Origin of the sequence: Bradyrhizobium sp. 132, from assembly GCF_023074185.1 — a bacterium.
Taxonomy (GTDB): domain Bacteria; phylum Pseudomonadota; class Alphaproteobacteria; order Rhizobiales; family Xanthobacteraceae; genus Bradyrhizobium.
On the sequence record NZ_JADPKY010000170.1, the window covers coordinates 1 to 25,609 of the forward strand.

At 63.4% G+C, this 25,609-nt stretch carries 26 protein-coding genes; 11 read left to right on the forward strand and 15 right to left on the reverse strand.

Going from position 1 to position 25,609, the window contains the following annotated elements; translation table 11 throughout:
• Positions 1 to 1,157, forward strand: a 1,157-nt coding sequence (locus IVA74_RS36450; protein ID WP_247352386.1) for an OmpA family protein, incomplete at its 5' end; no start/stop codon positions are given.
• Positions 1,158 to 1,317: 160 nt separating this feature from the next.
• On the opposite strand, the gene argG is transcribed toward IVA74_RS36450, so the two are convergent.
• From argG to IVA74_RS36480, 6 genes are all read right to left on the reverse strand, one after another.
• Positions 1,318 to 2,655: an argininosuccinate synthase gene (gene argG, locus IVA74_RS36455; RefSeq protein WP_247352388.1), complete on the reverse strand. Its 1,338-nt coding sequence runs from the start codon at positions 2,653 to 2,655 to the stop codon at positions 1,318 to 1,320.
• Between the two features lie 93 nt (positions 2,656 to 2,748).
• Complete coding sequence (locus IVA74_RS36460) at positions 2,749 to 3,525, reverse strand: phosphatase PAP2 family protein (protein ID WP_247352390.1); 777 nt, start codon at positions 3,523 to 3,525, stop codon at positions 2,749 to 2,751.
• A 57-nt stretch (positions 3,526 to 3,582) separates the two neighbouring features.
• Positions 3,583 to 4,077 carry a hypothetical protein gene (locus IVA74_RS36465; protein WP_247352392.1) on the reverse strand — a complete coding sequence of 165 codons (495 nt, stop codon included), beginning with the start codon at positions 4,075 to 4,077 and terminating at the stop codon, positions 3,583 to 3,585.
• Positions 4,078 to 4,236: 159 nt separating this feature from the next.
• Positions 4,237 to 5,430, reverse strand: a complete 1,194-nt coding sequence (gene rlmN / locus IVA74_RS36470) for a 23S rRNA (adenine(2503)-C(2))-methyltransferase RlmN (protein WP_247352395.1) — start codon at positions 5,428 to 5,430, stop codon at positions 4,237 to 4,239.
• Positions 5,431 to 5,614: 184 nt separating this feature from the next.
• Positions 5,615 to 6,277 (reverse strand): invasion associated locus B family protein, encoded by a 663-nt coding sequence (locus IVA74_RS36475; RefSeq protein ID WP_247352397.1) that lies wholly within the window; start codon positions 6,275 to 6,277, stop codon positions 5,615 to 5,617.
• A 117-nt stretch (positions 6,278 to 6,394) separates the two neighbouring features.
• A complete protein-coding gene (locus IVA74_RS36480) occupies positions 6,395 to 7,234 on the reverse strand; it encodes an SDR family oxidoreductase (RefSeq protein ID WP_247352398.1) in 840 nt (279 codons plus the stop codon).
• Between the two features lie 205 nt (positions 7,235 to 7,439).
• Between IVA74_RS36480 and IVA74_RS36485 the strand changes: the two genes are divergently transcribed.
• The 3 genes from IVA74_RS36485 (at position 7,440) to IVA74_RS36495 (ending at position 10,767) form a co-directional block, all read left to right on the forward strand.
• Positions 7,440 to 8,414: an NADPH:quinone oxidoreductase family protein gene (locus IVA74_RS36485; protein WP_247352400.1), complete on the forward strand. Its 975-nt coding sequence runs from the start codon at positions 7,440 to 7,442 to the stop codon at positions 8,412 to 8,414.
• Positions 8,415 to 8,730: 316 nt separating this feature from the next.
• On the forward strand, positions 8,731 to 9,582 hold the full coding sequence (locus IVA74_RS36490) for a hypothetical protein (RefSeq protein ID WP_247352402.1): 852 nt from the start codon (positions 8,731 to 8,733) through the stop codon (positions 9,580 to 9,582).
• Positions 9,583 to 9,600: 18 nt separating this feature from the next.
• Positions 9,601 to 10,767 carry a TAXI family TRAP transporter solute-binding subunit gene (locus tag IVA74_RS36495; RefSeq protein WP_247352404.1) on the forward strand — a complete coding sequence of 389 codons (1,167 nt, stop codon included), beginning with the start codon at positions 9,601 to 9,603 and terminating at the stop codon, positions 10,765 to 10,767.
• A gap of 164 nt (positions 10,768 to 10,931) precedes the next feature.
• Here the strand turns inward: IVA74_RS36495 and IVA74_RS36500 are convergent, their stop codons facing one another.
• Positions 10,932 to 11,312, reverse strand: a complete 381-nt coding sequence (locus IVA74_RS36500) for a YkvA family protein (protein WP_247352406.1) — start codon at positions 11,310 to 11,312, stop codon at positions 10,932 to 10,934.
• A gap of 101 nt (positions 11,313 to 11,413) precedes the next feature.
• Positions 11,414 to 11,716, reverse strand: coding sequence for a 4a-hydroxytetrahydrobiopterin dehydratase (locus tag IVA74_RS36505; RefSeq protein WP_247352408.1), 303 nt, complete (start codon positions 11,714 to 11,716; stop codon positions 11,414 to 11,416).
• Between the two features lie 152 nt (positions 11,717 to 11,868).
• Here IVA74_RS36505 and IVA74_RS36510 point away from each other — a divergent pair, with 152 nt between their 5' ends.
• On the forward strand, positions 11,869 to 13,314 hold the full coding sequence (locus IVA74_RS36510) for a TAXI family TRAP transporter solute-binding subunit (protein ID WP_247352410.1): 1,446 nt from the start codon (positions 11,869 to 11,871) through the stop codon (positions 13,312 to 13,314).
• An 89-nt stretch (positions 13,315 to 13,403) separates the two neighbouring features.
• Entirely contained in the window at positions 13,404 to 14,945 is a 1,542-nt protein-coding gene (locus IVA74_RS36515) for an alkaline phosphatase D family protein (protein ID WP_247352411.1), read from the forward strand.
• Between the two features lie 6 nt (positions 14,946 to 14,951).
• On the opposite strand, the gene IVA74_RS36520 is transcribed toward IVA74_RS36515, so the two are convergent.
• Entirely contained in the window at positions 14,952 to 15,350 is a 399-nt protein-coding gene (locus IVA74_RS36520; RefSeq protein ID WP_247352413.1) for a response regulator, read from the reverse strand.
• A 161-nt stretch (positions 15,351 to 15,511) separates the two neighbouring features.
• Between IVA74_RS36520 and IVA74_RS36525 the strand changes: the two genes are divergently transcribed.
• On the forward strand, positions 15,512 to 16,297 hold the full coding sequence (locus IVA74_RS36525) for a Crp/Fnr family transcriptional regulator (protein WP_247352415.1): 786 nt from the start codon (positions 15,512 to 15,514) through the stop codon (positions 16,295 to 16,297).
• 101 nt (positions 16,298 to 16,398) lie between these two features.
• Here IVA74_RS36525 and IVA74_RS36530 read toward each other — a convergent pair whose 3' ends face one another.
• Positions 16,399 to 16,836, reverse strand: coding sequence for an SRPBCC domain-containing protein (locus tag IVA74_RS36530; protein WP_247352417.1), 438 nt, complete (start codon positions 16,834 to 16,836; stop codon positions 16,399 to 16,401).
• Entirely contained in the window at positions 16,833 to 17,159 is a 327-nt protein-coding gene (locus IVA74_RS36535) for a metalloregulator ArsR/SmtB family transcription factor (RefSeq protein WP_247352419.1), read from the reverse strand. The genes IVA74_RS36530 and IVA74_RS36535 overlap by 4 nt, the downstream gene beginning before the upstream one ends.
• A 500-nt stretch (positions 17,160 to 17,659) precedes the next feature.
• On the opposite strand from IVA74_RS36535, the gene typA reads away from it, so the two are divergent.
• Positions 17,660 to 19,486 carry a translational GTPase TypA gene (gene typA / locus IVA74_RS36540; RefSeq protein WP_247352421.1) on the forward strand — a complete coding sequence of 609 codons (1,827 nt, stop codon included), beginning with the start codon at positions 17,660 to 17,662 and terminating at the stop codon, positions 19,484 to 19,486.
• Positions 19,487 to 19,612: 126 nt separating this feature from the next.
• Entirely contained in the window at positions 19,613 to 20,857 is a 1,245-nt protein-coding gene (locus IVA74_RS36545; RefSeq protein ID WP_247352884.1) for an NAD(P)/FAD-dependent oxidoreductase, read from the forward strand.
• On the opposite strand, the gene IVA74_RS36550 is transcribed toward IVA74_RS36545, so the two are convergent.
• The 3 genes from IVA74_RS36550 to IVA74_RS36560 all read right to left on the reverse strand — a co-directional run bounded on the left by IVA74_RS36550 (position 20,854) and on the right by IVA74_RS36560 (position 23,164).
• Entirely contained in the window at positions 20,854 to 21,753 is a 900-nt protein-coding gene (locus tag IVA74_RS36550; protein WP_247352423.1) for an HNH endonuclease, read from the reverse strand. The two genes, IVA74_RS36545 and IVA74_RS36550, sit on opposite strands and share 4 nt — an antisense overlap.
• Positions 21,754 to 21,822: 69 nt before the next feature.
• A complete protein-coding gene (locus IVA74_RS36555; protein WP_247352425.1) occupies positions 21,823 to 22,230 on the reverse strand; it encodes a DCC1-like thiol-disulfide oxidoreductase family protein in 408 nt (135 codons plus the stop codon).
• Positions 22,231 to 22,273: 43 nt separating this feature from the next.
• Positions 22,274 to 23,164: an alpha/beta fold hydrolase gene (locus tag IVA74_RS36560; protein WP_247352427.1), complete on the reverse strand. Its 891-nt coding sequence runs from the start codon at positions 23,162 to 23,164 to the stop codon at positions 22,274 to 22,276.
• A 262-nt stretch (positions 23,165 to 23,426) separates the two neighbouring features.
• Between IVA74_RS36560 and IVA74_RS36565 the strand changes: the two genes are divergently transcribed.
• Positions 23,427 to 23,936 carry a GNAT family N-acetyltransferase gene (locus IVA74_RS36565; RefSeq protein ID WP_007598725.1) on the forward strand — a complete coding sequence of 170 codons (510 nt, stop codon included), beginning with the start codon at positions 23,427 to 23,429 and terminating at the stop codon, positions 23,934 to 23,936.
• Between the two features lie 177 nt (positions 23,937 to 24,113).
• Complete coding sequence (gene ppa / locus IVA74_RS36570) at positions 24,114 to 24,647, forward strand: inorganic diphosphatase (protein WP_247352428.1); 534 nt, start codon at positions 24,114 to 24,116, stop codon at positions 24,645 to 24,647.
• 67 nt (positions 24,648 to 24,714) lie between these two features.
• On the opposite strand, the gene IVA74_RS36575 is transcribed toward ppa, so the two are convergent.
• Positions 24,715 to 25,599, reverse strand: a complete 885-nt coding sequence (locus IVA74_RS36575; RefSeq protein ID WP_247352430.1) for a bifunctional methylenetetrahydrofolate dehydrogenase/methenyltetrahydrofolate cyclohydrolase — start codon at positions 25,597 to 25,599, stop codon at positions 24,715 to 24,717.
• Positions 25,600 to 25,609: the final 10 nt, after the last annotated feature.

Consider the following 25,609-nt stretch of genomic DNA (forward strand, 5'->3'; position numbering starts at 1 on the left):
CACCCCGGCCGACGCCTCCCCCCGGGGCCGCAGCACCGAGCACCGTCCCCGGCTCGGCGGCCGCAACCCCACCGCCCAACAGGGCGCAATACGCTCCGCCGACGGTTGCGCCGGCCTTCCGCGCCGCGCCCACGACGACCACACCCCTGCCTCCACCGCCGCGTCCGCCACAGCGTGATCTGACGCCGATCGCGATCGGTGCAGGTGTCGTCGCCGGTGCTGTGATCGGCGCCACCATCGCCGACTACCGCAACCAGCGCCGCGAATCCGTCGAAGGCGGCCGCACCGTTTACACCGAGCCGGACCGCATCATCGTTCGAGATCCGGGTGGGCAGACATACGTCCGCGGCAACGATCTCTATCGCTTCCGCTATGGCGCCCGCGACATCCGCACCGACACTGTCGGCGGCGATAACCGCACCGTGGTGATCCGTCCCGACGGCAGCGAGATCATCACCGTGGTGGGTCAGGACGGTCGATTGCTGCGTCGAATCCGCAGGGACCCAGCCGGGCGCGAGATCATCATCATCGACAACAGCTACCGCGATCCGCGGTCGGTCGGCGGCTTCTACGTCGACGCGCCGCCTCCGGTGGTCAACATTCCCTACGATCGCTACATCGTCGACGCCGAGGAGGCGTCGCCGGACGTGATCTACCAGACCATGGTGGCACCGCCGGTGCAGCGGATCGATCGCCGCTACACGCTCGACGAGATCCGCTACAGCCCCAATGTTCGCATGCAAATGCCGAGCATCGACGTCAACACGATCAACTTCGAGACAGGATCGTGGACCATCCCACCGGACCAGGCGGAGAAGCTGCAAGCGATCGCCGACGGTCTCAACCGCGCTATCCAGGCCAACCCGCGCGTGGTCTTCCTGATCGAAGGTCACACCGACGCGGTCGGCAACGACGTCGACAATCTGTCATTGTCGGACCGCCGTGCGCAATCCGCGGCCGAATTGCTGACCCAGCAATTCAGTGTGCCGGCTGAGAACCTGACGTCGCAGGGCTACGGCGAGCAGTACCTGAAGGAGCAGACGCAAGAGCCGAGCGCGATCAACCGGCGCGTCACCGTCCGCAACATCACGCCATTGCTCAACGGCGGCCAGGCCTCACTGCCGCCGCCCCCGCCCGGCACTGCGCCGCCGCGCTGAGGCGACACACAAATGCAAAATGGCCGGGAGCGATCCCGGCCATTTTTTTCGTCATTGCGAGGAGCGAAGCGACGACGCAATCCAGACTGCCGCCGCGGAAAGATTCTGGATTGCTTCGCTTCGCTCGCAATGACGAACGAAATCGCAATCCCTGTTCCGGCTAACCCTTGTCGTTCTCCAGCCGGAAGATCTGCGAGCCTTCGCTGCCCGAGAGCAGACCCGTGTCGCTGTAAAGCTTCAGCTTGGCGCGGGTATCGTTGATGTCGAGGTTACGCATGGTGAGCTGACCGATGCGGTCGGCCGGTGTAAACGCCGCGTCCTCCACCTTCTCCATGCTGAGCCGCTCCGGCGCATAGGTGAGGTTGGGGCTCTCGGTGTTGAGGATCGAATAGTCGTTGCCGCGGCGCAGCTCGAGCGCCACCTCGCCGGTGACGGCGCGCGCGACCCAGCGCTGCGCGGTCTCGCGCAGCATCAGGGCCTGCGAATCGAACCAGCGACCCTGATAGAGCAGGCGGCCGAGACGCATGCCGCTGATGCGATATTGTTCGATGGTGTCCTCGTTGTGGATACCGGTGACGAGGCGCTCATAGGCGATGTGCAGCAGCGCCATGCCCGGCGCTTCATAGATGCCGCGGCTCTTGGCTTCGATGATGCGGTTCTCGATCTGGTCGCTCATGCCGAGGCCGTGGCGGCCGCCGATCGCGTTGGCTTCGAGGAACAGCGCGACGGGATCGCTGAAGGTCTGGCCGTTCAGCGCAACCGGCTGACCTTCCTCGAAACGCACCACGACCTTCTCGGCCTTGACGTTGCAGTCGTCGCGCCAGAACGGCACGCCCATGATCGGGTTGACGATCTTGATGCCGCTGTCGAGGCTTTCGAGATCCTTGGCCTCATGCGTGGCGCCGAGCAGATTGCTGTCGGTCGAGTACGCCTTCTCGGCGCTCATCTTGTAGGCAAAGCCCTGCGCCGCCATGAAGGCCGACATCTCGGCGCGGCCGCCGAGCTCGTCGATGAACTGCTGGTCGAGCCAGGGCTTGTAGATGCGCAGGCCCGGATTGGTCAGAAGGCCGTAGCGGTAGAAGCGCTCGATGTCGTTGCCCTTGAAGGTCGAGCCGTCGCCCCAGATGTTGACGCCGTCTTCCTTCATCGCCGCGACCAGCATCGTGCCGGTGACGGCGCGGCCGAGCGGCGTGGTGTTGAAATAGGTGATGCCGCCGGTCGAGATGTGGAAGGCGCCGGACTGGATCGCGGCGATGCCTTCGTGGACGAGCTGCGTGCGGCAATCGACCAGCACCGCTTTCTCGGCGCCGAACTCCATCGCCTTGCGCGGGATCTCGTTGTAGTCGGCTTCATCCGGCTGGCCGAGATTGGCGGTATAGGCGTAGCAGCGCGCGCCCTTCTGCTTCATCCAGAGCAGCGCCGCGCTGGTGTCGAGGCCGCCCGAAAAAGCGATACCGACTTTCTCACCCTTGGGCAGGCTTTTCAGGATCGTGGTCATGGGGCTTCCAATCGGTCTCGAAGGGCTGATGTCGTTTCACGGGTTGACCGCGCGATTATCAAATTTCGCGGGTCTCGGCACCCATTTAATGGCTCAAACTGAGGGCTCGGCGCCCGTCTTGCGGCCGAACAGGCGCTGACGAAGCCTGTAGGCGGGCCAGTTCAGCCGGGTCAAGGCGGCATCGACCGCCGCGTCCGAGAACCGGGTCCGCGGCCAGCGGTAGATCAGCGCGAAGGCAAACCAGATCACGACGAAGGTCACGAGGCCGGCGATCGAGACATCGGTGAAGAAGTGGCCGCCGAAGGCCATCCGCAGCCCGCTGGTCACGAGGCCGAACACCACCGCTCCGGCATAAGCGAGCGGCCGCCACGCCGGCGGCGCCAGTGCCGCCGGCGCCAGCGTCCAGAACGCGGTCGCGCCCTCGCCCGAGAAGAACGAGCAGTTGCGCGCGCAGCCGCCGCGCGGATCCCACCACGGCACGAATTGCTGGTCGCCGGCAAACTGCGTCACCACCACCGGGCGCGGCCGACCCCAATAGGTCTTGAAGGTGAGATTGGTCAGGATGCCGGCCGACAGGATGATCGTGACCAGCAGGAAGACGATCGCGCGCCCCGATACCATCAGCGGGCGGTCGGGACGGACCATCTTGACCACAAGCGCGATCAACGGAGGCAGCACGAACGCCCAGGAGACCCACATCGCGGCATCGCGCGCGAAGCCGGCCCAGCCGTTCAGCTTGAGCGGAAACGTCTTGGTGTCAGGGTCGAAGAACAGCGCAGCAAGCTTGAGATCGAGCTCGGGATAGACGCCGAAAACGACGCCGATCACGAGCCACAGCGCCAGGGCGATGAAGAGTCCGGTCCGGTTCATGGCGCGCGGTTTAGCGGAGTGGGGCGGGGATGGAAACCCCGAGGGAAGCCAGGAAAGTCAGCGCGAATCCGGCCTTGAATTCGCCGGCAGCGGCGGAGGCGGCGTGCGCGGGGGCGGCGGATTACGCCAGGCACCGGCGTTGCGGCCGGCGATCAGCCAATAGACGATTCCGGCGACAATACCGGCACCGGTCATGATCTCCAGATGCCGCCGCACCACGCCCTCGAACTGCAACGTATCGGGGTGAAAGGGGATCAGGCCGAGATAGCAGGCGAGCCCGACGATGCCACCGCCGCCGGCGTAGGCAAGCGCGCTTCGGATGTAGAGCGCTTCGGTGATCGCGACGATCACCGCCGCCGGCACCAGCGCAAAGCCCGAGACGAAGATGAAGCCGAAGCCGAGCAGGATGTCGATCGCGCCCTGATCGACGGGGCCGGCGCCAAGATCGGCAAATTCCGGAAACAGCAGCGCGACGACGACGATCATCCCGCCGACGAAACAGGCGGCGAGAAAGCCGATGAAAATGACGATGAGGCGGCCGATCAGGGACATGACGCCAAAACCACCGTCATTGCGAGGAGCCCGCGACAAAATTGCGAAGCAATTTTGCGCTGGTGCGACGAAGCAATCCAGACTGCTTCCGCGGTGACATTCTGGATTGCTTCGCTTCGCTCGCAATGACGAGGAGGCGAGAGCGCGAGCATGATCAGGTCAATCCGTCATCGCCATGGCGCGCAGCGTCTGGCGTTCGCGCACCGAGAGCTTTTCAGTTTCCGACTTGAGCTGGCCGCAAGCGGCGAGAATATCGCGGCCGCGCGGAGTGCGCACCGGCGAGGAATAGCCGGCGTTGAAGATGTATTCGGAGAACTTTTCGATCTGGTCCCAATCCGAACATTCATAGGCCGTGCCGGGCCAGGGATTGAACGGGATCAGATTGATCTTGGCGTGAACGCCTTTGAGCAATTTCACCAGCAGCTTCGCATCGTCGAGCGAATCGTTGACGCCCTTGAGCATCACATATTCGAAGGTGATGCGGCGCGCGTTGGACGCGCCGGGATAATCGCGGCAGGCTTGCAGCAGCTCGGCGATCGGATATTTGCGATTGAGCGGCACGAGCTCGTTGCGCAGCTCGTCACGCACCGCATGCAGCGAGATCGCGAGCATCACGCCGATCTCGTCACCGGCACGCACGATGTTCGGCACCACGCCCGAGGTCGACAGCGTGATGCGGCGGCGGGAGATGCCGATGCCTTCATTGTCGCCGACGATGAGCAGTGCATCGCGCACCGCCTCGAAATTGTAGAGCGGCTCGCCCATGCCCATCATCACGATGTTGGTGACACGACGCGTGCCGTCCTCGCGATCGGCCCAGTCATTCAGACGATCCCGCGCGACCATCACCTGTCCCACGATCTCGCCGGCGGTGAGATTGCGCACCAGCCGCTGCGTGCCGGTGTGGCAGAAGGAGCAATTCAGCGTGCAGCCGACCTGGGAGGACACACACAGCGTGCCGCGATCGGTTTCGGGGATGTAGACGCACTCGACTTCATGCGCCCGCTCGACATTGTCGCCGCTCGGCAGCCGAAGCAGCCATTTGCGGGTGCCGTCGTTGGAGACCTGCTCCGCCACGACTTCGGGCCGGTCGACGGTAAAGCGCTCGGCGAGATCGGTCCGAATGCCCTTCGAGATCGACGTCATATCGTCGAAGCTCCGGGCGCCGCGGAAATAGAGCCAATGCCACAGCTGCTGCACGCGCATCTTGCGCTGCGCCGGCGCGACGCCGATCTCGCCAAGGCAATCGGCAAGCTCGGTGCGCGACAGACCGACGAGCGAGGGCCTCGCCGGCGGCACATAGGTTTCGAGCGGAGTCTTCTCCACCAGTGTTGCGTTGTGCGGCTCGGTCATCGGTTGCCTGAGATTGCTGCTGTCTCGTCATGGCCGGGCTTGTCCCGGGCATCCACGTTCTTTATCCGCCCGTAGCCAGCGCGTGGATGGCCGGGACAAGCCCGGCCATGACGGCTGTACCTTGGGAATAGCCCCTATATAGCAACCGGAACCGCCGATTGCGACCGTGATACCGCCCGCAGCCTTAACGCCTGCAATCCTGCGAAATCCGGTCAAGCGCCTGCGCGAGGCCCTTCAGCGAGAAGGTGTCGGTTGTCTCGGTTCCCTTGGCTGAGACGCCCTTGACCACGAGATCGGCGGATTTGCGCATGGCCTCGACCATCCGCTCTTCCTCGGCCGCGTTCTTGATCCAGAGACCGTCGCCCTGCGAGTACATGGCGAAAGCGCCGCCACCGACTTCGACCGAGGATTCGGAGCCCGGCTTCAGCGCGTAGCCGATCATGACCGAGACTTCGTTGTTGACCTTCTCCGCCGGGCGGGTGGAGACGAAGGCATAGGCTGGATCGCGCGGCCGATTCGGCGGGTTGGTCTTCGACGACGACGGCTTGGCCAGCGCGAAGCAGACCTTTTTGCCGTTGGGCGCGGCCGAATAGGCGCCCCAGGTGCCGAACTGGCCGATCAGGGTTGGCTCGGCGCCGCCCGCAACCGCCGCGGGAGGGGCCATCGGCTTGCTCTCGGGCTTTGCAGCCGTCTTTCCGGTCGTATGGGCCGCCGGCGCAGCCAATTTCGGCGCGGTCTCCTTCGGTGCAGTTTTGGGCGCCGGTTGCGCCGTCTGCGCCCGCGCGGAATCGGTGATTCCACCGGCTGCCACGCCAGTCATTAGAGCTAAAATCAGCACCCGCCACATGCTGGAGTGGTTCCCTCAATATTGTGACTGGAAGATGGCCCGGCCGCGCGTTGTCCCCGCGGCAGGGATAGCCGGAAAAGTCCAATTTGGGAAGGCAGTTAGCGAAGGTCGCGGTGACTAGGCCCTGGATCGCGCCGCACGCTGCTCCGTCCATTGCGCATCGGTCCAGCGCAACAAATCCTCGGCGCCGGAGCTGCGCAAATGCGCGCCACCGTCGATCACCACCATCTCGCCGTTGATGTAGCCGGCACGATCGGAGACCAGAAAGCTGGCGAGGTCGGCAAGCTCGCTGTGCTCGCCGGCGCGCCCCATCGGGTTGCGCGCGGCCCACCCTTCGTCGCGGCCCTCGGGACGAAGCTGCCCTGAGGCACCAGCGGTCGGGAACGGTCCCGGCGCGATCGCGACGGTGCGGATGCCCTTCGGGCCCCACTCGACCGCAAGACTCTTGGTCATCGCCAGCACCGCCGACTTCGCCATCGCCGACGGCACGGTGAAGGCGCGGCCGGTGATGGCCGATGTCGAGAGAATCGAGAGCACGACGCCGCCATGCTTGCCATCGATCCAGCGCTTGCCCGCGGCAAGCGTGCAATACATCGCGCCATGCAGCGTCGGCGCGAGGACCGCATCCGCTGCACGGAACGACAGATGCTCACTCTGCGCGATGAAGGTCGCAGCGGCATTGTTGACGAGAATATCGAGCGGCGCCTCGCGCCAGATGGCATCCATCATGTTCTCGACGGCGGCGCCGTCGCGGATATCGCAGGCCACGGTGGTGATCTTGCCGCCGGTCTCTTCGCGCATCGAGCTCGCCGTCGCTTCCAGCCGATCGAGCTTGCGACCGCAGATCACGAGCTCCGCACCGAGCGCAAGGAAGCGGCGCCCCATCGCCGCGCCGAGACCCGAGCCACCACCGGTGACGAGGATGCGCTTGTCCCTAAGCAGGCTCGTTTCAAACATCCTTTGAATCCTTCTTGTTATTTCGTCGTTGCGAGCGAAGGCAAGCCATCCGGAAACCGTACCGCGGAAATAGCCTGGATTGCTCACAATGACTGGAGGATAGGCCGGCGCGCAGATTCTACAAAGAAACCGGATTGTCGCCCGTGCCTAAATCCGGCAGAAACGGGCAAACTGTAATTCCACTCGAAACGCCCAAGGTGCCGCCATGAAAGCCATCCTCTGCTCGCAATATTGCCAGCCCGACGATCTCGTTCTGGCCGACGTGCCGGATCCGGTGGCAGGTCCCGGCGAAGCCGTGATCGCGATCAAGGCGGCGGCGCTGAACTTCTTCGACATCCTGATGATCCAGGGCAAGTACCAGATCAAGCCGCCGTTCCCGTTCTCGCCGGCCGCCGAAGTCGCGGGCGTGATCGAGAGCGTCGGTCCCGGCGTGACCGACGTGAAGGTCGGCGACCGCGTCGTCGCCTCCTGCGGCCACAACGGCGCGCGCGAAAAGATCGCGCTGCCGGCGGCATCGATCGTGAAGATTCCCGACAATCTCGACTATGACCGCGCGGCTGGCATCATCATCATCTACGGCACCGCGCTGCATGCGCTGGAAGATCGTGCGAGCCCGAAGCCGGGCGAGACGCTCGCAGTGCTGGGCGCCGCCGGGGGCACCGGCCTTGCCGCCTGCGAGCTCGGCAAGCTGATGGGCCTGAAGGTGATCGCCTGCGCCTCGTCGGACGAGAAGCTCGAATTCGCGAAAGCGCATGGCGCCGAGCTGACGCTGAACTACGGCAAGGAAGATTTGAAGGAAGGCTTGCGAAAACTCACCGGCGGCAAGGGCGTCGACATCATCTTCGATCCGGTTGGTGGCACCTATGCCGAGCAGGCGTTGCGCTCGATCGCCTGGGAAGGCCGCTTCCTGGTGATCGGCTTCGCAGCCGGCGACATTCCGAAGATGCCACTGAACCTCGCACTGCTGAAGGGCTGCGACATCCGCGGTGTGTTCTGGGGCGCATGGACGCGCCTCAACCCGGAAAAGAACCGCGCCAATCTCGAGAAGCTCGTGAAGTGGACGGCGGAAGGAAAAATCTCCTCGCATGTCGACCGCGTCTTCCCGCTGGCACAGACTGCCGACGCGCTGAAGGTGCTCGCGGGACGCCAGGCCATGGGCAAGGTGATCTTGCATCCGTGAGGTCAGGGCGACGCAGTCGCCCCCATGCGCAACCGTCATCGCGCGAAAGCCGGCGCTGCTGAAGCTGCGCCGGTTTTTTCGTGCGCGCTCCATGGTGAAAATGCCGTCAACCATCACCGCCAAAATTGCGGTGCATTCCCCCGCCTCGCCGTAATCAAACCCAAATGTTTCCCAATTCGCGCAAACCGCCGTCGTTTTTTGGGCTGAATCGGACGGCGATTTACCGGTTCCAGTTTGCGGGGCGCTTCTGGACAACAACAAGAAGACTGGAGCCGGGAAGGCCCCTGCGTTGCGTAATAATGGGGAGCATCACACCATGGAGACGACGGCATACCGTCCGTCCAAGGAGTCGGGGGCGTTCGACTCCGATCAATCTGCGTCACATCCGCCTGCCAGGTCCTACATCCGTGCGCGCGCCGCACGGGCCGATATTTCAGACGATCCAATGCCGCTGTTCCTGTCCGATCCGCTCGGGGCACCGGACCCATTGGAGTACGCGCCACCGGGTTTGCGTCCCAGAACGAGGATGGTCTCGCGCGTTCTGGCCGCCATTCTGGTGGCGTCCACCCTCGCGATCCCGGTCACGTTGTTTCAGTCCGACCTTCGCCGGCTGCTGGCCGGCGATGCCGGAGGCTCGACCGACGCAGCCCCGCAGCAAATTGCGACACCGGTCGGTCCGCCGGCCGCCCGGCAGACCCCGCTGAAGGATCCCGCCCGCGTAACCAACCCGATGCTGGCGAGCGCCGACCCGCAGGCCCTCCCTGCACCGTCGATGCCAAGCCGCGAAGCGATCGCGACCGCCTATCAGATCGCGCTGCAAACCCAAGGTCCCGTGCCGGCACCGGCGCCGCTCGTGGCGCAGCTTCCACCACCCGAGCCCGTCAGGGCACTCGATGCCGAGACGCTGGCGGGGCTGATGACGCGCGCAAGGAGCCTGATCGGCATCGGCGACATCACATCGGCGCGTTTGCTGCTCGAACGCGCGGCCAATGCTGGGGATGCAACGGCCGCGCTTCTGCTCGCACAGAGCTATGACCCCGCGGTGCTTGGCGCCAGCGACGCGCGGAGCGTCATTGCCGACGCATCGGTCGCACGTGACTGGTACCAGCGAGCTGCATCGCTCGGATCTGCGGAGGCACGCCAGCGCCTCGCCCGGTTTCAGAACTAGAACTCTTCAGGGGACATCATGCGTAACACTTTGCGAATGGCGCTTGCCGCCATCATGACGATCTGTGCCTTCACCGCCCGCGCCGAGCAGACCGAATACGATCCGGCGAAAGTATCGGACAGTTTGAAAGCCATCTTCCAGTTCGGCTCGAGCTCGACCAAGCAGGCGCTGAACGCCAACACCGTCACGCTGATAACAGGCACGATCGGCGGCACCTATGTGCAGTTCGGCGCCGATCTCGCCTCCGTGCTCGACGACGGCAACAAGATTCGCGTGCTGCCGATCGTCGGCCGTGGCTCGGTACAGAGCGTCGCCGACATCCTGTTCCTGCAAGGCGTCGATCTCGGCGTCGTGCGGGCCGACACGCTCGACTATCTCGAGCGCAAGGGTTTTGCCAAGGACATCAAGCGGCAGTTCACCTATGTGACAAAACTCTACAACGAGGAGATGCAGGTGATCGCACCGAAATCGGTTGCGACGCTCAAAGACCTCGAAGGCAAGACTGTCGGCGTCGATCTGCCGAACGGCGGCACCTTCGTCACCGCGCTCACCGTGTTCGAACGGCTCGGGATCAAGGCAAAATTCGTCTATGTCGAGCAGCGCATCGCGATGGAAAAGCTGAAGGCCGGCGAGATCGACGCCGTCATCGTGGTCGGCGGCAAGCCGTACAAATCGGTCTCGACGTTCGGCAATGACGGCCGCTTCCATCTTGCGAAGGTCGACTATGCTAAGCCGCTCCAGAACGACTATCTGCCGGCGACGCTGACTGCAAAGGACTATCCGAACCTGATCAAGGAGGGCGAAAGCGTCGACACGATCGCGGTGCCGGCGGTGCTCGCGGCCTATAATTGGGCGCCCAACACCGAGCGCTACCGCAAGCTCGCGCTGTTCGTGGACGCATTCTTCACGAAATTCCCTGCGCTCCAGAACCCGCCTTTCCATCCCAAATGGAGGGAGGTTTCGCTCGCGGCACCGCTGTCCGGCTGGAGCCGATTGCCGGTGGCGCAGCAATGGCTCGACAAACACGGCGTCGAGCCAGTGACGCAGAAGCGCTTCGAGGCCTTTTTGAAGCAGAGCTCCACGGCTGCGAAAGTCTCCGACGCGGACAGGGAGACGCTATTCAAGCAATTCCAGGCGTGGGACGCGGAGAAGGCGCGGGCGCAAGCTGGGCCGGAGAAGAAGTAGCGAGCGCTCGTATCCACACACTCAGTCGTCATCGCCCGGCTTGATGACCGGGCGATCCAGTACCCGGACGCGGCAATGATTGAACCGCACGGTCGCGGCGTACTGGATTCCCCGCCTTCGCGGGGAATGACAGCGTGCTTGTGGCGAACGCTACGACAAGGCTCCTAGATCGCCTCCACCTCATCCACCCCGCGCTTCAGTGCGGCGCGGGCGGCTTCGCGATGCTCGCTCGTGATGTGGCTGGCGACCATGCGGATCGCGGTGGCGAGCACGGCGGCGTCATCGGTGAAGCCGAGGATCGGCATCACGTCGGGAACGAAGTCGAACGGCAGGATGAAATAGGCGATCGCCCCGAGCAGCGACGCCTGGATATGGCGCGGCGTCTGCCGGTCGAAGGCGCAGTAATAGGCGGCGAGCAGATCCTCTGCGAATGGCAGTTGCGCGGCGACACGCTTCAGCTTGCGCCAGAAGCGGCGGCGCACGCTCTCGCGATCTTCCGCGAGCCGGTCGGCCGGCTCGAAACCAACGCTGTGTTCGGCAGCCATGGTCGACAAACTCCATTTCAGCCAAGGGTGGCGTCAGAGCGGCAGATCGCCGCATCGCGTACTGATCACAAGATGGGGACGCGGCAGCGCCTCGCAAGACGTCAGCCTGGTGTCAGCTTGGCGATGGCGTTCATCGCCTTGGCGAGCTCGATGTCGAGCGCGGTGACGCCGCCGGCATCATGGGTCGCCAGCACCACCTCCACCGTCTTGTAGACGTTGCGCCATTCGGGGTGGTGGTCCATCTTTTCGGCGACCAGCGCGACGCGTGCCATAAAGCCGAACGCCTCGTTGAAATCCTTGAAGACAAAGGTCTTCCCGATCGCGTCGCGTCCTTGAACCACGGTCCAGCCAGGGAGTCCGCCCAGCGCCTGTCTGCGCGCCTCCGCCTCGAGCCGTTCTGCCATCGTCGCCTCCGTCCTTCAGGGGAACTTTACCCTAACACCGTGCTGGCGCCCCGGGTTCATACGGGATTTGTGCCGTCCGCTAACCATGACGGAGATGTAACCCCGCCGGACAGGAAATTTGCTACACTTGCGGGTGTAAATCGCCGGCCAAGATGAAACTGAACCTCAAGCGACCGTTCGGGAGATCGATGACCGGGGGATTGGACCTGGCCGAAGCGCCCACCCCGCCTTCGCCGCGATCAGCGGCGCGGAAGACGGCGCTCGTGTCTCTGGCACTCGTGCTTGCGATCGTGGGCGCGCTTGCCGGCGGCTATTATTTCGCGATGCGGCCGGTGACGCTGAAGATCGCGGTCGGTCCCGCCAACAGCGATGACCTCAAGGTCGTGCAGGCGCTGACGCAGGCCTTCACTCAGAACAAGAGTCAGGTGCGGCTTCGGCCGATCCAGACCGACGGCGCCACAGCCAGCGCCGAGGCGCTCGCGGAAAGCAAGGTTGATCTCGCCATCGTGCGCGGCGACGTCGACGTGCCGAAGAACGCGCAAGCGGTCGCGACCCTGCGCAAGAACGTCGTGGTGCTGTGGACCGTGCCCGGCAAGGGCAAGAAGAAGGGCGCGAAGATCACCAAGATCGCGCAGCTCGCCGGCCATCGGGTCGGGGTGATCGGCCGCACCCAGGCTAACGTCAATCTGCTCAAGGTGATCCTCCAGCAATACGGCGTCGATCCTGCCAAGGTCGAGGTCATACAGTTCCCCGCCAACGAAGCCGCCGAGGCGATCAAGGCCCAGAAGGCCGATGCCTATCTCGCGGCCGGCCCTGTCAACAGCAAGATTACGTCGGACGCGATCGCCGCCACTGCCAGGGAGGGCGGCACGCCGGTCTTCCTCGCGATCGATTCCGCGGATGCGATCGCGCAGAACCATCCGGTTTATGAAGCCTCGGAGATTCCGGCCGGCACCTATGGCGGCTCACCCGTTCGCCCCGATGACGAGGTCAAGACGATCAGCTTTTCGCACCACATCGTGGCGCGCAAAGGCGTATCCGAAACCAACATCGCCGCGTTCACGCGCCAGCTTTTTGCCGTGCGCCAGCAACTGGTGACTGAATTCCCGCTGGCGGCGAAGATCGAAACGCCCGACACCGACAAGGATGCGGTGATCCCGGTGCATCCCGGCGCGGCCGCCTTCGTCGACGGCGAGGAAAAGACCTTCCTCGACAAATACAGCGATTACATCTGGTGGACCCTGATGGCGCTCTCGGCCATGGGCTCGATCGGCGCCTGGTTTGCGGGCTATTTGAAGAAGGACGAGCGCGACAACAACAACCATCAGCGTGAACGCCTGCTCGACATGATCGCGGCGGCACGCAAGAGCGAGACGACCGAAGACCTCGACCAGATGCAGACCGAGGCCGACGACATCCTGCGCAATACGCTGCGCTGCTTCGATCACGGCGCGGTCGAAGAAGCCGCGCTCACCGCCTTCAACATCGCGCTCGACCAGTTCCATGCGGCCGTCGCCGATCGTAAGGCTGTGCTGTTCAGCCTGCCGCAGAACCTGCAACGTGCGGGCGCGCAGTTCAGGGCCGCCGGCAGCGCGTAATCGCTGCGTCACATTGTCTCGATATAGCGTCGGACTTCACCGTAGCGGCCGCCTTGGGCGGTCGCGTCACGCGATATCGAGACCGTCCCATGAACATCAAATTTTCACGCCGCCGTTTCCTCACGACCAGTGCCGGCGCGCTTGGCGCGGTCGCAATGCCGCATCTTTCCCGCGCGGCCGACCGGCCGGCTGTGACCCATGGCGTGCAGTCTGGCGACGTCACCGTCGACGGTGGCGTGGTCTGGGCGCGCGCCGACCGTCCCTCGCAGATGCTGGTCGAGGTGGCGACGACGGAGTCGTTCAGGGATGCCCGCGCGCTGCCGCCGATCGCGGCGCTGCCCGAGAGCGACTTCACCGCAAAGATGCTGATCGAAAACCTGCCGGGCGGGCAGGACATCTTTTATCGCGTCCGCTTCCGCGACCTTTCGCACACCGCGGTGGAAAGCGAGCCGGTGACCGGCCGCTTCCGCACCGCGCCCGCCGACCGCCGCGACGTCAGCTTCGTCTGGGGCGGCGACGTCGCAGGACAAGGCTGGGGCATCAATCCCGACGACGGCGGCATGTTCACCTTCTCGGCGATGCGCAAGCACCGTCCGGATTTCTTTCTGCACTCCGGCGATACCATCTATGCCGACGGTCCTATCCAGTCCGAGGTAAAGCTCGCCGACGGCAAGATCTGGAAGAACGTTACGATCCCCGAGAAGGCCAAGGTCGCCGAGACGCTGGACGAGTACCGCGCCGCGCACAAATACAATTTCACCGACGATAACGTTCGCGCCTTCAACGCCGAAGTGCCGATCTTCGTGCAGTGGGACGACCATGAGGTGACCAACAATTGGTCGCTGTCGAAGGAGCTGCCGGCGACCTACAAGGAGCGCGACGTCACGCTGCTCGCGGCGCGCGCAGGCCGCGCCTTCCACGAGATGTATCCGATGCGCGAGAGCATCGTCGAGCCCGGCCGGGTCTATCGCCAGATCTCCTACGGCCCGCATCTCGAATTGTTTGTGATCGACGAACGCAGCTATCGCGGCCCGAACGGCCCCAACCTCGAGACCGCTTACGGCCCGGCCAGCTACTTCCTCGGCCCGGACCAGATGACCTGGCTCAAGCGCGGCCTCCTAAATTCGCGCGCGACCTGGAAGGTGATCGCCTCTGACATGCCGCTCAGCCTCGTCGTGTCAGACACGCCGAAGGGCGGCTCCGAGGCGTTTGCGCAGGGTGACGGCCCGGTGCGCGGCCGCGAATTCGAGATCGCCGACATCCTGCGCTTCATCAAGATGGCGCCGATCAAGAACACCGTGTGGCTGACCGCGGACGTGCACTACGCCGCCGCGCATTATTACGATCCGAACAAGGCGCAATTCCAGGAGTTCGAGCCGTTCTGGGAATTCGTCTCGGGGCCGCTGCATGCGGGCACGTTCGGTCCGAACGAACTCGATAACACTTTTGGGCCGGAGGTGCGCTTCGTCAAGGCGCCGGGCAAGGACAACCAGAACCTGCCGCCGTCCACCGGCATGCAGTTCTTCGGTCACGTCAAGATCGACGGCGGGTCCGGCCAGATGACGGTGACCTTGCGCGACCGCGCCGACGTCGCGCTGTGGTCGACCACGCTTGATCCTAAACCGGCTTGACCAGCTTCAGGCGCCACGCGACCGCAGCGCGATCTCCAGCGCCTCGCTCGAGCATGGCTTTTGCAGACGCGGCCGCTTGACGAAATCGGGCGCGATCCGTGCTTCAACGTCGTAACCGGTGACAAAGACAAAGGGAATTTGCAGGGCCGCCAGCCGCTCGGCGACCGCAAAGCTCTTCTCGCGGCTCAGCTCGACGTCGAGCAGCGCAAAATCGGGAGCCCGCGCCGCGATCGCGGCCAGCGCCTGCGCCACCGATCCCACCGTGCGCACGCTCTTCACGCCAAATCCGAGCAGGCGATCCTCGAAGTCGATTGCGATGATCGGATCGTCCTCGACGATCAGCACATCGGCAGGACAGTCTGAACCATCGGAAAGAGCGGGTGCCATCGCCACAACTTGGAGCATGAGGTTTCTCTGATCAGGACAGCCGCGTCACGACGCCTGCGCCCAGCGCGCCGGAGGGTTCCCGGAACGAAACCCACCACATCGCAGTTGTTAGGTCTGTCCACTTGTGCACACAGGACCTGGCCGGAACTCGCTAATGTGGAGGCGGATGGGAGTTTAAGATGGACGCGCGCACCAGCAACGCCACCGAGATCGACAGCCGGCCGACCAACAATCTGCTGCGGCGCCTGAGCCAGGCCGATTTCGCCCTGCTTGCACCACACGTCATGGTCGAAAACGCCACGGCGAATGAACTGCTCTACAACCCCGGCGACGACGTCCAAGTGGTCCATTTTCCATGCGGGCCGGCGCTTGCGACCTTTGTGGTTCCCAATGAGGACGGCCGCGATGTCGAGACCATTCTGGTCGGCCGCGAAGGCGCGGTCGGCGGCATCGTCAGCGAGGGCTATCTGCCGGCCTATACCCGGATCTGCGTGAAATTCGGCGGGCCGTTTGCGCGAATTCATGTCAGCAAGCTGGAGGCCGCCAAGCAGCGCTCGCCGTCGTTGCGCCATGTCTTCGCTCGCTATGCCGATTGCATGCTGGCGCAGATCTTCCAGTCCACCGCCTGCAACGCCATTCACTCGATCGAGCAGCGCACCGCCAAATGGATGCTGGCGGCGATGGAGCGGACCGGCGACGCGAGCAGCGTGCCGCTGACGCACGAACAACTCGCGACGTTGCTCGGCGTCGGCCGCAGCTATGCCAGCCGCGTGCTCCAGTCGTTCAAGGCGGAAGGCGTGCTCGACACACGGCGCGGATCGATCCTGGTCCGCAACCGCGAGGGCCTCCGCCTGCGCGCCTGCATGTGCAACGAGGCCGTGAAGATGCACTTCGAGGAGGTGCTGCGCGGGGTCTATCCGACCGAGGAGGGCGAACCTCAACTCGGCATGAGGTCCAAACGCTGATACGCGCGCCGAAGCTTGGCTCAATAAGACCGCGAACCCATGCCAGAACTGTTGAGCGGGAAGAATTGAAATACGATCCGATAATGCCCGCGAGCAGTTTGCTAAAAGTCGGATCCAACCTCTTCCATTTTGGCCAGCATGCCTGGCCAACCGCCGCCCATAGCGCGATAGCCGCCTTCGTCTTCCGGCCGGAAGCCAGATTGCTCCATCCGAACGGCTGTGCCGCCGCCGACTGCTGTCAATGTCCAGGTCACGATGGTTTTGAGGCCGCCTTTGGCCTGTTCGCCGGATGCGTTCCAACTGTAGACCAGCCGCTCGTTCGGAACGATTTCCAGAACTTCGCAGTCCGTAACGCCATTCCATCCGTAGATGGGCTGAGCGCGAAAATTAAAATGGTGGCCGACGCGAAGCTCGAAGTCGTTCTTCATCAACCATCGGTCAATGAGAGCTGGCCGCGTCAGTACACGCCACACCTTGTCGGGTTGGTAAGGCAGCGTGCGCTCAACAATCAATGAGCGCAGGGCGACAGCTTCGGTCACTGATCCATCTCCCTCAGTAAATTTTCCATTTGATTGAAGCGCTCGCGCCAGAAACCTTCGTAGTGCCCAAGCCAATCGATAAGAGGCGCGAGACCATCGGGCTGGGCGCGATAGAACACCTGCCGACCATGACGCTCGTCCGTGACCAATCCGGCCGAGCGCAAGGCTTTGAGATGTTCCGATACCGAAGGCTGCGAGACATGGGCGCCAGCGGTTAGGGCGCTCACGGTCAGGTCTCCCTCTCGCGAAAGCCGCTCGAACAGGCCCCGTCTGGTAGGATCGGACAAAACTCGAAAGAGCTCAGTCGCCTGTGTTTGGCTCATCATTATCCATAGGGTGCTACCTATGGATTTGTCAAGAATACATCGGCGTATGCCTATGGATCGTGGTTCACGATGATCCCGGTCGAACCGCGGCGGCGGGCATCGCGGAACCCTGGACGCTAACCGCCATCCGGTTGGGCCCGAGTCGAGGTTCGCAATGTCGGAGAAGCTACGAACTGGTCAAAGTCGCCTTTCCCCAAGCAGCCGGTAACGTCCGGGCACGGCTGGCGATCGAAGAGTTCTCTCCCGGCCTGCCCCATAACCCCCGGGGATTCCCGGACAAAATTCAATCAACCAACCGCCAAAGAACACATTGTTTTTTGGCGGTTTTTGCATATATTGCGCCGCAACGCACAGGGTACTCGGTCGCAGAGACCGGGTTTCCTTTTTGGGCGGAAAGCGCCCCGTTTCCAGACTTTCAGCGTTGTTTCGAGAACAGGTCCCGGTCTGACCGGCGAGATCGCGCTTAACCCATTGTCCGACCGCAAAGAAGCTCACTCATGAACCTTCGCAACATCGCTATCATCGCCCACGTCGACCACGGCAAGACAACGCTCGTCGACCGTCTCCTCCAGCAATCCGGCACCTACCGCGAGAACCAGAAGGTGACCGAGCGCGCCATGGACTCCAACGATCTGGAGCGCGAGCGCGGCATCACCATTCTGGCGAAGGCGGCCTCGGTGCAGTGGAAGGACACGCGCATCAACATCGTCGACACTCCCGGCCACGCCGATTTCGGCGGTGAGGTCGAGCGCATCCTCAACATGGTGGACGGCGCGCTGGTGCTGGTGGACGCCGCCGAAGGCCCGCTGCCGCAGACCAAGTTCGTGGTCTCCAAGGCGCTCAAGGTCGGTCTGAAGCCGATCGTCGTCATCAACAAGGTTGACCGTCCCGACGCGCGGGCGACCGAAGTCATCAACGAGGTGTTCGACCTGTTCGCGGCGCTCGACGCCAGCGAGGAACAGCTCGACTTCCCCATCCTCTACGGGTCGGCCAAGCAAGGCTGGATGGCCGAGAGTCCGGATGGGTCGCACGAAGCCGGCATGCAGCCGCTGTTCGACCTGATCGTGCGCCATGTCGCGCCGCCGACCGTCGAGGAAGGCCCGTTCCGCATGATCGGCACCATTCTCGAAGCCAACCCCTATCTCGGCCGCATCATCACCGGCCGCATCACCTCGGGCTCGATCAAGCCGAACCAAGCCGTGAAGGTGCTGGGCGCCGACGGCAAGATGATCGAGCAGGGCCGCATCACCAAGATCCTCGCCTTCCGCGGCATCGAGCGCACCCCGCTCGAAGAAGCCGATGCAGGCGACATCGTCGCGATCGCCGGCCTGACCAAGGGCACTGTCGCCGACACCTTCTGCGATCCGTCGGTCGAGACCCCGCTCGTGGCGCAGCCGATCGACCCGCCGACCGTGTCGATGTCCTTCATCGTCAACAACTCGCCGCTCGCCGGCACCGAAGGCGACAAGGTGACCAGCCGCATGATCCGCGACCGCCTGCTGCGCGAGTCCGAAGGCAACGTTGCGCTGCGGGTCGTCGAAGCCTCCGACAAGGACGCGATGGAAGTCTCGGGCCGCGGCGAATTGCAGCTCGCGATCCTGATCGAGACCATGCGCCGCGAAGGCTTCGAGCTTTCGGTGTCGCGTCCGCGCGTCGTGCTGCAGAAGGACGAGTCCACCGGCGCCACCCTGGAGCCGATTGAGGAAGTCGTCATCGACGTCGACGAGGAGCATTCCGGCGTCGTCGTGCAGAAGATGAGCGAGCGCAAGTCCGAGCTGGTCGAGATGAAGCCGTCCGGCGGCAACCGCCTCCGGCTGGTGTTCTACGCGCCGACCCGCGGCCTGATCGGCTATCAGGGCGAACTGCTCACCGACACGCGCGGCACCGCGATCATGAACCGTCTGTTCCACGGCTACGCGCCCTACAAGGGCGAGATCCAGGGCCGCCGCAACGGCGTCCTGATCTCCAACGATCAGGGCGAAGCGGTGGCTTACGCCATGTTCAAGCTGGAAGATCGTGGTCCGATGATGATCGAGCCAGGCTGGAAGGTCTACAAGGGCATGATCGTCGGCGAGCATACCCGCGAGAACGACCTCGAGATCAACATTCTCAAGGGCAAGCAGCTCACCAACATCCGAACCACCTCGAAGGACGAAGCGGTGCGCCTGACGCCGCCGATCCGGATGACCCTGGAAAAGGCGCTGGCCTATATCGAGGACGACGAGCTGGTCGAGATCACGCCGAAGTCGATCCGTCTGCGCAAGCGGCACCTCGACGCCAACGAACGCAAGCGCGCGGAAAAGTCCAAGGAAGCGGTGGCGTAAGAGCCACTCAGACACACGACGAATGCATCATGGCCGGGCTTGTCCCGGCCATTGACGTCTTCGATACTGGTGTCAATGACGTGGATGCCCGGGACGAGCCCGGGCATGACGATGAAATTGACCGCTATGTCCCTTCCCTCCTCAGTCGACGTCGCGATCATCGGCGCGGGCGCCGCCGGCCTCGGCGCGGCGCATGCGCTGGCAGGCTCAGGCCTTTCCGTGATTGTGCTGGAGGCGCGTAACAGGCTCGGCGGCCGCGCCTGGACCGTACAGGCCTCGCCCGAAGTCACCTTCGACGTCGGCTGCGGCTGGCTGCACTCTGCCGACAAGAACTCCTTCGTTCCGATCGCTCGGCAGCTCAATTTCGAACTCAATAACGACCTGCCGCCCTGGAGCGATCGCGCCTTTGGCGACGCGTTTCCGGAAATTCTGCGCCAGGATTTCGTGCGCGCGATCGATCAGTTCTACGATCGCGCCTCCGAAGCTGCGGAAGCAGGCGAGGATGCTCCCGCCTCCCGCTATCTCGAACCCGGCAACCGCTGGAATCCCATGATCGACGCGGTCTCGACCTATGTGAACGGGTGCGAGCTCGATCAGGTCTCGCTCCTGGACATGGAAGCCTACGAGGACACCTACTTCAATTGGCGCGTGCGGGCCGGATATGGGACCCTGATCGCGGCCTATGGCGCGCCTTGCCCGGTGGCGCTGAACTGCAACGTCACGCTGATCGATCATTCCGGCCAGCGCATCCGCATCGAGACATCCCAGGGCGCGCTGATCGCGGACAAGGTGATCGTCACCGTGCCGACCAATCTCATCGCCAACGAGGCGATCCGCTTTCGCCCGCGGCTCCCCGCCAAGGTCGATGCCGCGGCCGGCCTGCCGCTCGGTGTCGATGACAAGGTGACGCTGGCGCTTAGTGATGCCGAGGCCTTCCCCAGGGAAGGAAACCTGCGCGGCGCCACCATGCGCACCGACATGGGCACGTACCACATCCGCCCGTTCGGCCAGCCCTGCATCGAAGGCTTTTTCGGCGGCAGCTTTGCCCGCGAGCTGGAAGACGCCGGCGAAGGCGCTATCGCCGCGCAAAGCATCGACGAAATCGCAGGTTTTCTCGGCAACGACATCAGGCAAAAGCTGAAGCCGCTCTACGAGTCCCGCTGGGCCCACGATCCCTTCGCGAGAGGCTCATATTCGCACGCGCTGCCGGGCCACTCCGGCGACCGCGCCGTGCTGGCCGCGCCGGTAGATGGGCGGTTGTTCTTTGCGGGAGAAGCGACGTCGCCGAACTTCTTCACGACGGCGCATGGCGCGAGGGACTCAGGGGAGCGCGCGGCGCAAGAGGTGTTGGCGGCACTTGGGAAGCGCTAGCCCTTAAATATCTTGTCTCTATGAAATTTCAGAAAGAGTGCGTTCGGGTAGAAAGCGAGGTCGTTTGGGAGATTAATCGTACGGCTTTTATTGAGGAGCCGCACGGCATCGTCTGGAACGTGATTTTCCGCAGTTAGGATTTTGTAATCATCTCCTATCGAGATGAGACCCCGGTCAAACATCCAGTGTACGGTGCCGGAAAGCGCTAACCCGTTGCGAACCGAATCCGGTCCTTTCTCTGCGACGGGCTGAATGTGCGCCGCCTGAACCTCAGGGCGACCGCCTCCATTGATAAGTCGAAGTCCCGTCATCGCGCATCGATTCTCGTACGCAGCACGAACGTTGTACATGAATGACCTCTCGCGAAATGGCCGCGAGATTGTCATCTCGATGATCGGGCGCTCAAAGGGAACAGTCGGCTCTGATATTTCGAACTGACGCGGCTGATGGCGCAGCGTCTCTTCGCCAAGAATCGGCGCGAACCCGGCCTTCCAAATCTGATCAAACTCAGCATCAGGGATCAGCCGAACAGCACGGCCGAAGGCGCCCTTGTTGGTACTTCCATCTGACTTTCTCAAAGCGCTTTCGTAGTAGTGGCCGCCTTCGGTGAAAGGCACCGGTCGATCGAAGTCCAGATAGTCGTCTACGAGGGCGTAATAATGATCTGCTTTGTCCTTGTCTTCGATGAGATCCACTACGCGAGCGATTCCGAAGTACGATTGCCGCCCACCGAAACTTGACAACTCTACTGTCGTGCGCCTGGGCTCGTAATAAAGAGCATAATCGCCGAGCGCCTGCCGAACCTGATTGAGATAGGTACGAGGAAAATGGTAGCGGACCTCAGGCAGGTCTTTGTACCCGGGAGTTACTTTCGTTGTGAGAATTACCTTCGACATTCCTTGGACTTGTCGCTCCCGAAGCTTGGCTTCTTATAGACCGATGGCAGATTCACCGCACAATCAAAATCACTCAATCACCCGCGCTCGCAAATCCGCATCAGGTACGAAGCAGGCGTCGTACTTGCCGAAGATGCGATAGCGATTCCGCGCGACGAGGCCGTAAACCGCATTCCGCAACGGCTTTGGCACCACGAACAATGCACGCACCCAGCCCCAGCCGGGAAGTTGCGACAGCACCGTCAGCGCAGCGTCCGATTTCATGAATATCTCGCCGCCATGAACCACGGCATTGGTATCGGGATCATCCGGATCGATGCCGAACGTGCGCGCGAGCCGGGTGCCATAGTCCGACTGGATCGGCGTGAAGCGAAATAGCTTCGCCTTGTCGCGCGCGGCTACGAACCGCACCCAGCGCGAGCAGAAGATGCAGACGCCGTCGAACAGGATCACGTCGTCGTCGGGCCATTTTGGCATCAGCGATTATCCAGCATCGGGAGCGCGACCAGGAAATACAGCATCATGGCTTTTTGCCAGCCACCGGCTTCAGTGCGCGATCGAGTTCGGCACTCGCGGCTTTGACGCCTGCTTCGCTTTCGATCATCCAATGGCCCTCGCCGCCGGCGGCCGGCAGGGTGCGGAAATCGACCTTGCCGCCGCTGCCGCGAAATGCGTCGACCAACATTTTCGAGAATGCCGGTGCAAAATAGCTGTCATTGGTGGCAACGAGCCACGTGACGGGGATGCGCGCGGCCTTGCCGAATTCAGCCGCTGCCGCGAGAAGCGTCTGCGGCGCGCAGATCCGGTTCGGCTCGTCATTGGCATGGCCGCCGCGTCCCGGCGCAAAGGCGATGATGGCGGAGATCGCTTTCGGATCGGCATTCGCGAGCGCCAGCGCGCCCCAACCGCCGGCGGAATGGCCGATCACGATCGCGGCGTCCTTGCGGATAAAATCTTGCTTTCGCAAATCCTCCAGCGCGAGTGAGATTGCGTCGGCCGTTGCGCGGCCCGAGCGCGCATAATCCGCCTCGTCACAGCCGCCCTGGTCCTCGACATAGCGGCCGCCGGTCGCGCCATGGCCGAGCCGTTCCGGCACCAGCACGGCGAAGCCGCGCGCGATGAGGAATGCGGTGAGCGCGCGGTATTCCGGCTGTGGCATTTGCGCGCGCCGCAAGCCATTTTGCGTCGAGGCATGCGCGATCACCGCAAGCCGGAACGGACCGGCACCTGGCGGGCGAAACAGCAGAGCATGCGCGGCGATGTCGGTATCCGGCGATGGCACGCGCCATTGCTGCCGGCGAAATGGATCACCCTCCGCTCCGGACGAGCCAAACGTGACCTGGGCGCACAGAGGCGGCGCAGTCAGCAGGGCCAGGAGAGGCAGAAGCACGAGGGTGTTGAGGAGCCGCATGAATTGCCGGAGGCGAGAACAGCGACCGTCACACTAATAGGAACGAATCAATATCGGCAGACTTTCTGCGTTGCCATTGCCGTTCATTCGTTGCCGCAAAGCAGTTTTGCACCGACGCACGGCACTCCGGTGCCATTCGAATCGGCGCCTTGTCTTTTTTCGGTACAACATGGTGAAAATACTGATGCAGAAAGTCCACAGGTTAACCCATAATTAACGATAGGTCTTGCCGTTGGCGCGGCGACTTGGTTTGATTGCGTCCATGAGCACAACCCTGATCGAGGTCCGGCCGGCCAAAGCCGCAGATGCAACCGCGGTGGCGTCCACCCATGACGAAGCCTGGCGCTCCGCCTATCAGGGCATCATTCCCGGCGCCGAGCTGGAAAAGCTGATCAACCGCCGCGGTCCGCAATGGTGGGACAGCGCGATCCGCAAGGGCAGCCGCGTCAGCGTGCTGGTGTTCGGCGACAAGATCGCGGGCTATGCCAATTACGGTCGCAACCGCGCCCGCAGCCTGCATTTCGACGGCGAGGTCTATGAGCTCTATCTGCGTCCCGAATTCCAAGGCCTGGGCTTCGGCCGCCGCCTGTTCACCGCGGCCCGCCGCGACCTGATGCAGAGCGGCCTGAAGAGCATGGTGGTGTGGGCACTCTCGGACAACGATCCGGCCACCGAGTTCTACCGTGCCTTGGGCGGCCGCATGGTGGCGCGCTCGTCGGAGCGTTTCGGGCCGAAGTCGCTCGACAAGGTTGCCTTCGCTTGGACCAATTGAGCTGCTGAAGTCCAGCCGGCAGCGCTTCCCTTCCGTCGATACCGCTGCCTTTTGAGCCGGTGATCGCTGGATTCATTATTTCACAAAAACGCGATGGATCAGCGGGGCAAGCCCGCGTATGACAGCGCCAAAATCGCTGCCGGGTGCGATTTAACCTCGGCAACAACGGAGCCTTGAATGCGTATCGATGCGGTCTCGATCGGGAAAAACGTACCACAGGACGTCAACGTCATCATCGAAGTCCCTGTGGGCGGTGAGCCGATCAAATACGAGATGGACAAGGAAGCCGGCACGCTGGTGGTCGACCGCTTCCTCTACACGCCGATGCGTTACCCCGGTAACTACGGCTTCATCCCGCACACGCTGTCCGATGACGGCGACCCCTGCGACGTCCTGATCATCAACACCCGCGCCATCATCCCCGGCGCCGTCATGAGCGTGCGCCCGGTCGGCGTGCTGTTCATGGAAGACGAAGCCGGCGGCGACGAGAAGATTTTGGCGGTGCCGTCCTCGAAGCTGACGCAGCGCTACGACAAGGTGAAGTCGTATTCCGACCTGCCGGACATTACGCTCCAGCAGATCCAGCACTTCTTCGAGCACTACAAGGATCTCGAACCCGGCAAGTGGGTGAAGATCCTGCGCTGGGGCGGCCCCGAGGATGCGCACAAGCTGATCCTCGAAGGCATTGATCGCGAGAAGAAGAAGGCCTGAGCTGTCCTGTCCCAGCGCAGCACCGCATCGTTGCACGCGGCGCTGCGGCGGGACGCGAGAATTTGAGTTACACCGCCGGCTTCGGCAGACCCGCGATCGCGCAGGCGGCGCGCAGCGTATTCACCAGCAGGCACGCGACCGTCATCTGACCGACGCCGCCCGGCACCGGCGTAACGGCGCCAGCCACTGCGAGCGCTTCCTGGTAGGCAACATCGCCGACGAGACGCGTCTTGCCGTCGTCCTTCGGGATCCGGTTGATGCCGACGTCGATTACGGTCGCGCCCGGCTTCAGCCAGTCGCCGCGCACCATCTCGGCCTTTCCGACCGCGGCGTAGACGAGGTCGGCGCGCTTCACGAGCCCGGGCAGGTCGCGCGAGCGCGAATGTGCGATGGTCACCGTGGCGTTCTCGTTCAGCAACAGCTGCACCAGTGGGCGGCCGACGAGGTTGGAGCGGCCGATCACGATGGCGTTCATGCCTTCGAGCGAAGCATGCACGCTCTTGGTCAAAATAATGCAGCCGAGTGGCGTGCAGGGCGACAGCGCCTCGAAACCGCTGGCGAGGCGGCCGGCATTGTTCGGATGCAGCCCATCGACATCCTTGGCGGGATCGATGGCATTGACGACGGTCTCGGTGTTGAGGCCCTTGGGCAGCGGCAGTTGCACCAGAATGCCGTGCACGGCGGGATCGCGGTTGAGTTTTGCGACCAGCGCCAGGAGATCTGCTTGCGAGACGTCGGCCGCCAGCTTGTGCTCGAACGACGCCATGCCGGCAGCCTGGGTCTGGGTGTGTTTCGAGCGGACATAGACCTCGCTCGCCGGATCGCTTCCGACCAGGACCACAGCAAGGCCCGGCACCAGATTGTGCTCGCGCTTGACGCGGGCGACCTCGTCCGCGACGCGCGCACGCAGTTCTGCGGCGATGACTTTTCCGTCGATGATCTTGGCGGTCATGCCTCTTTCC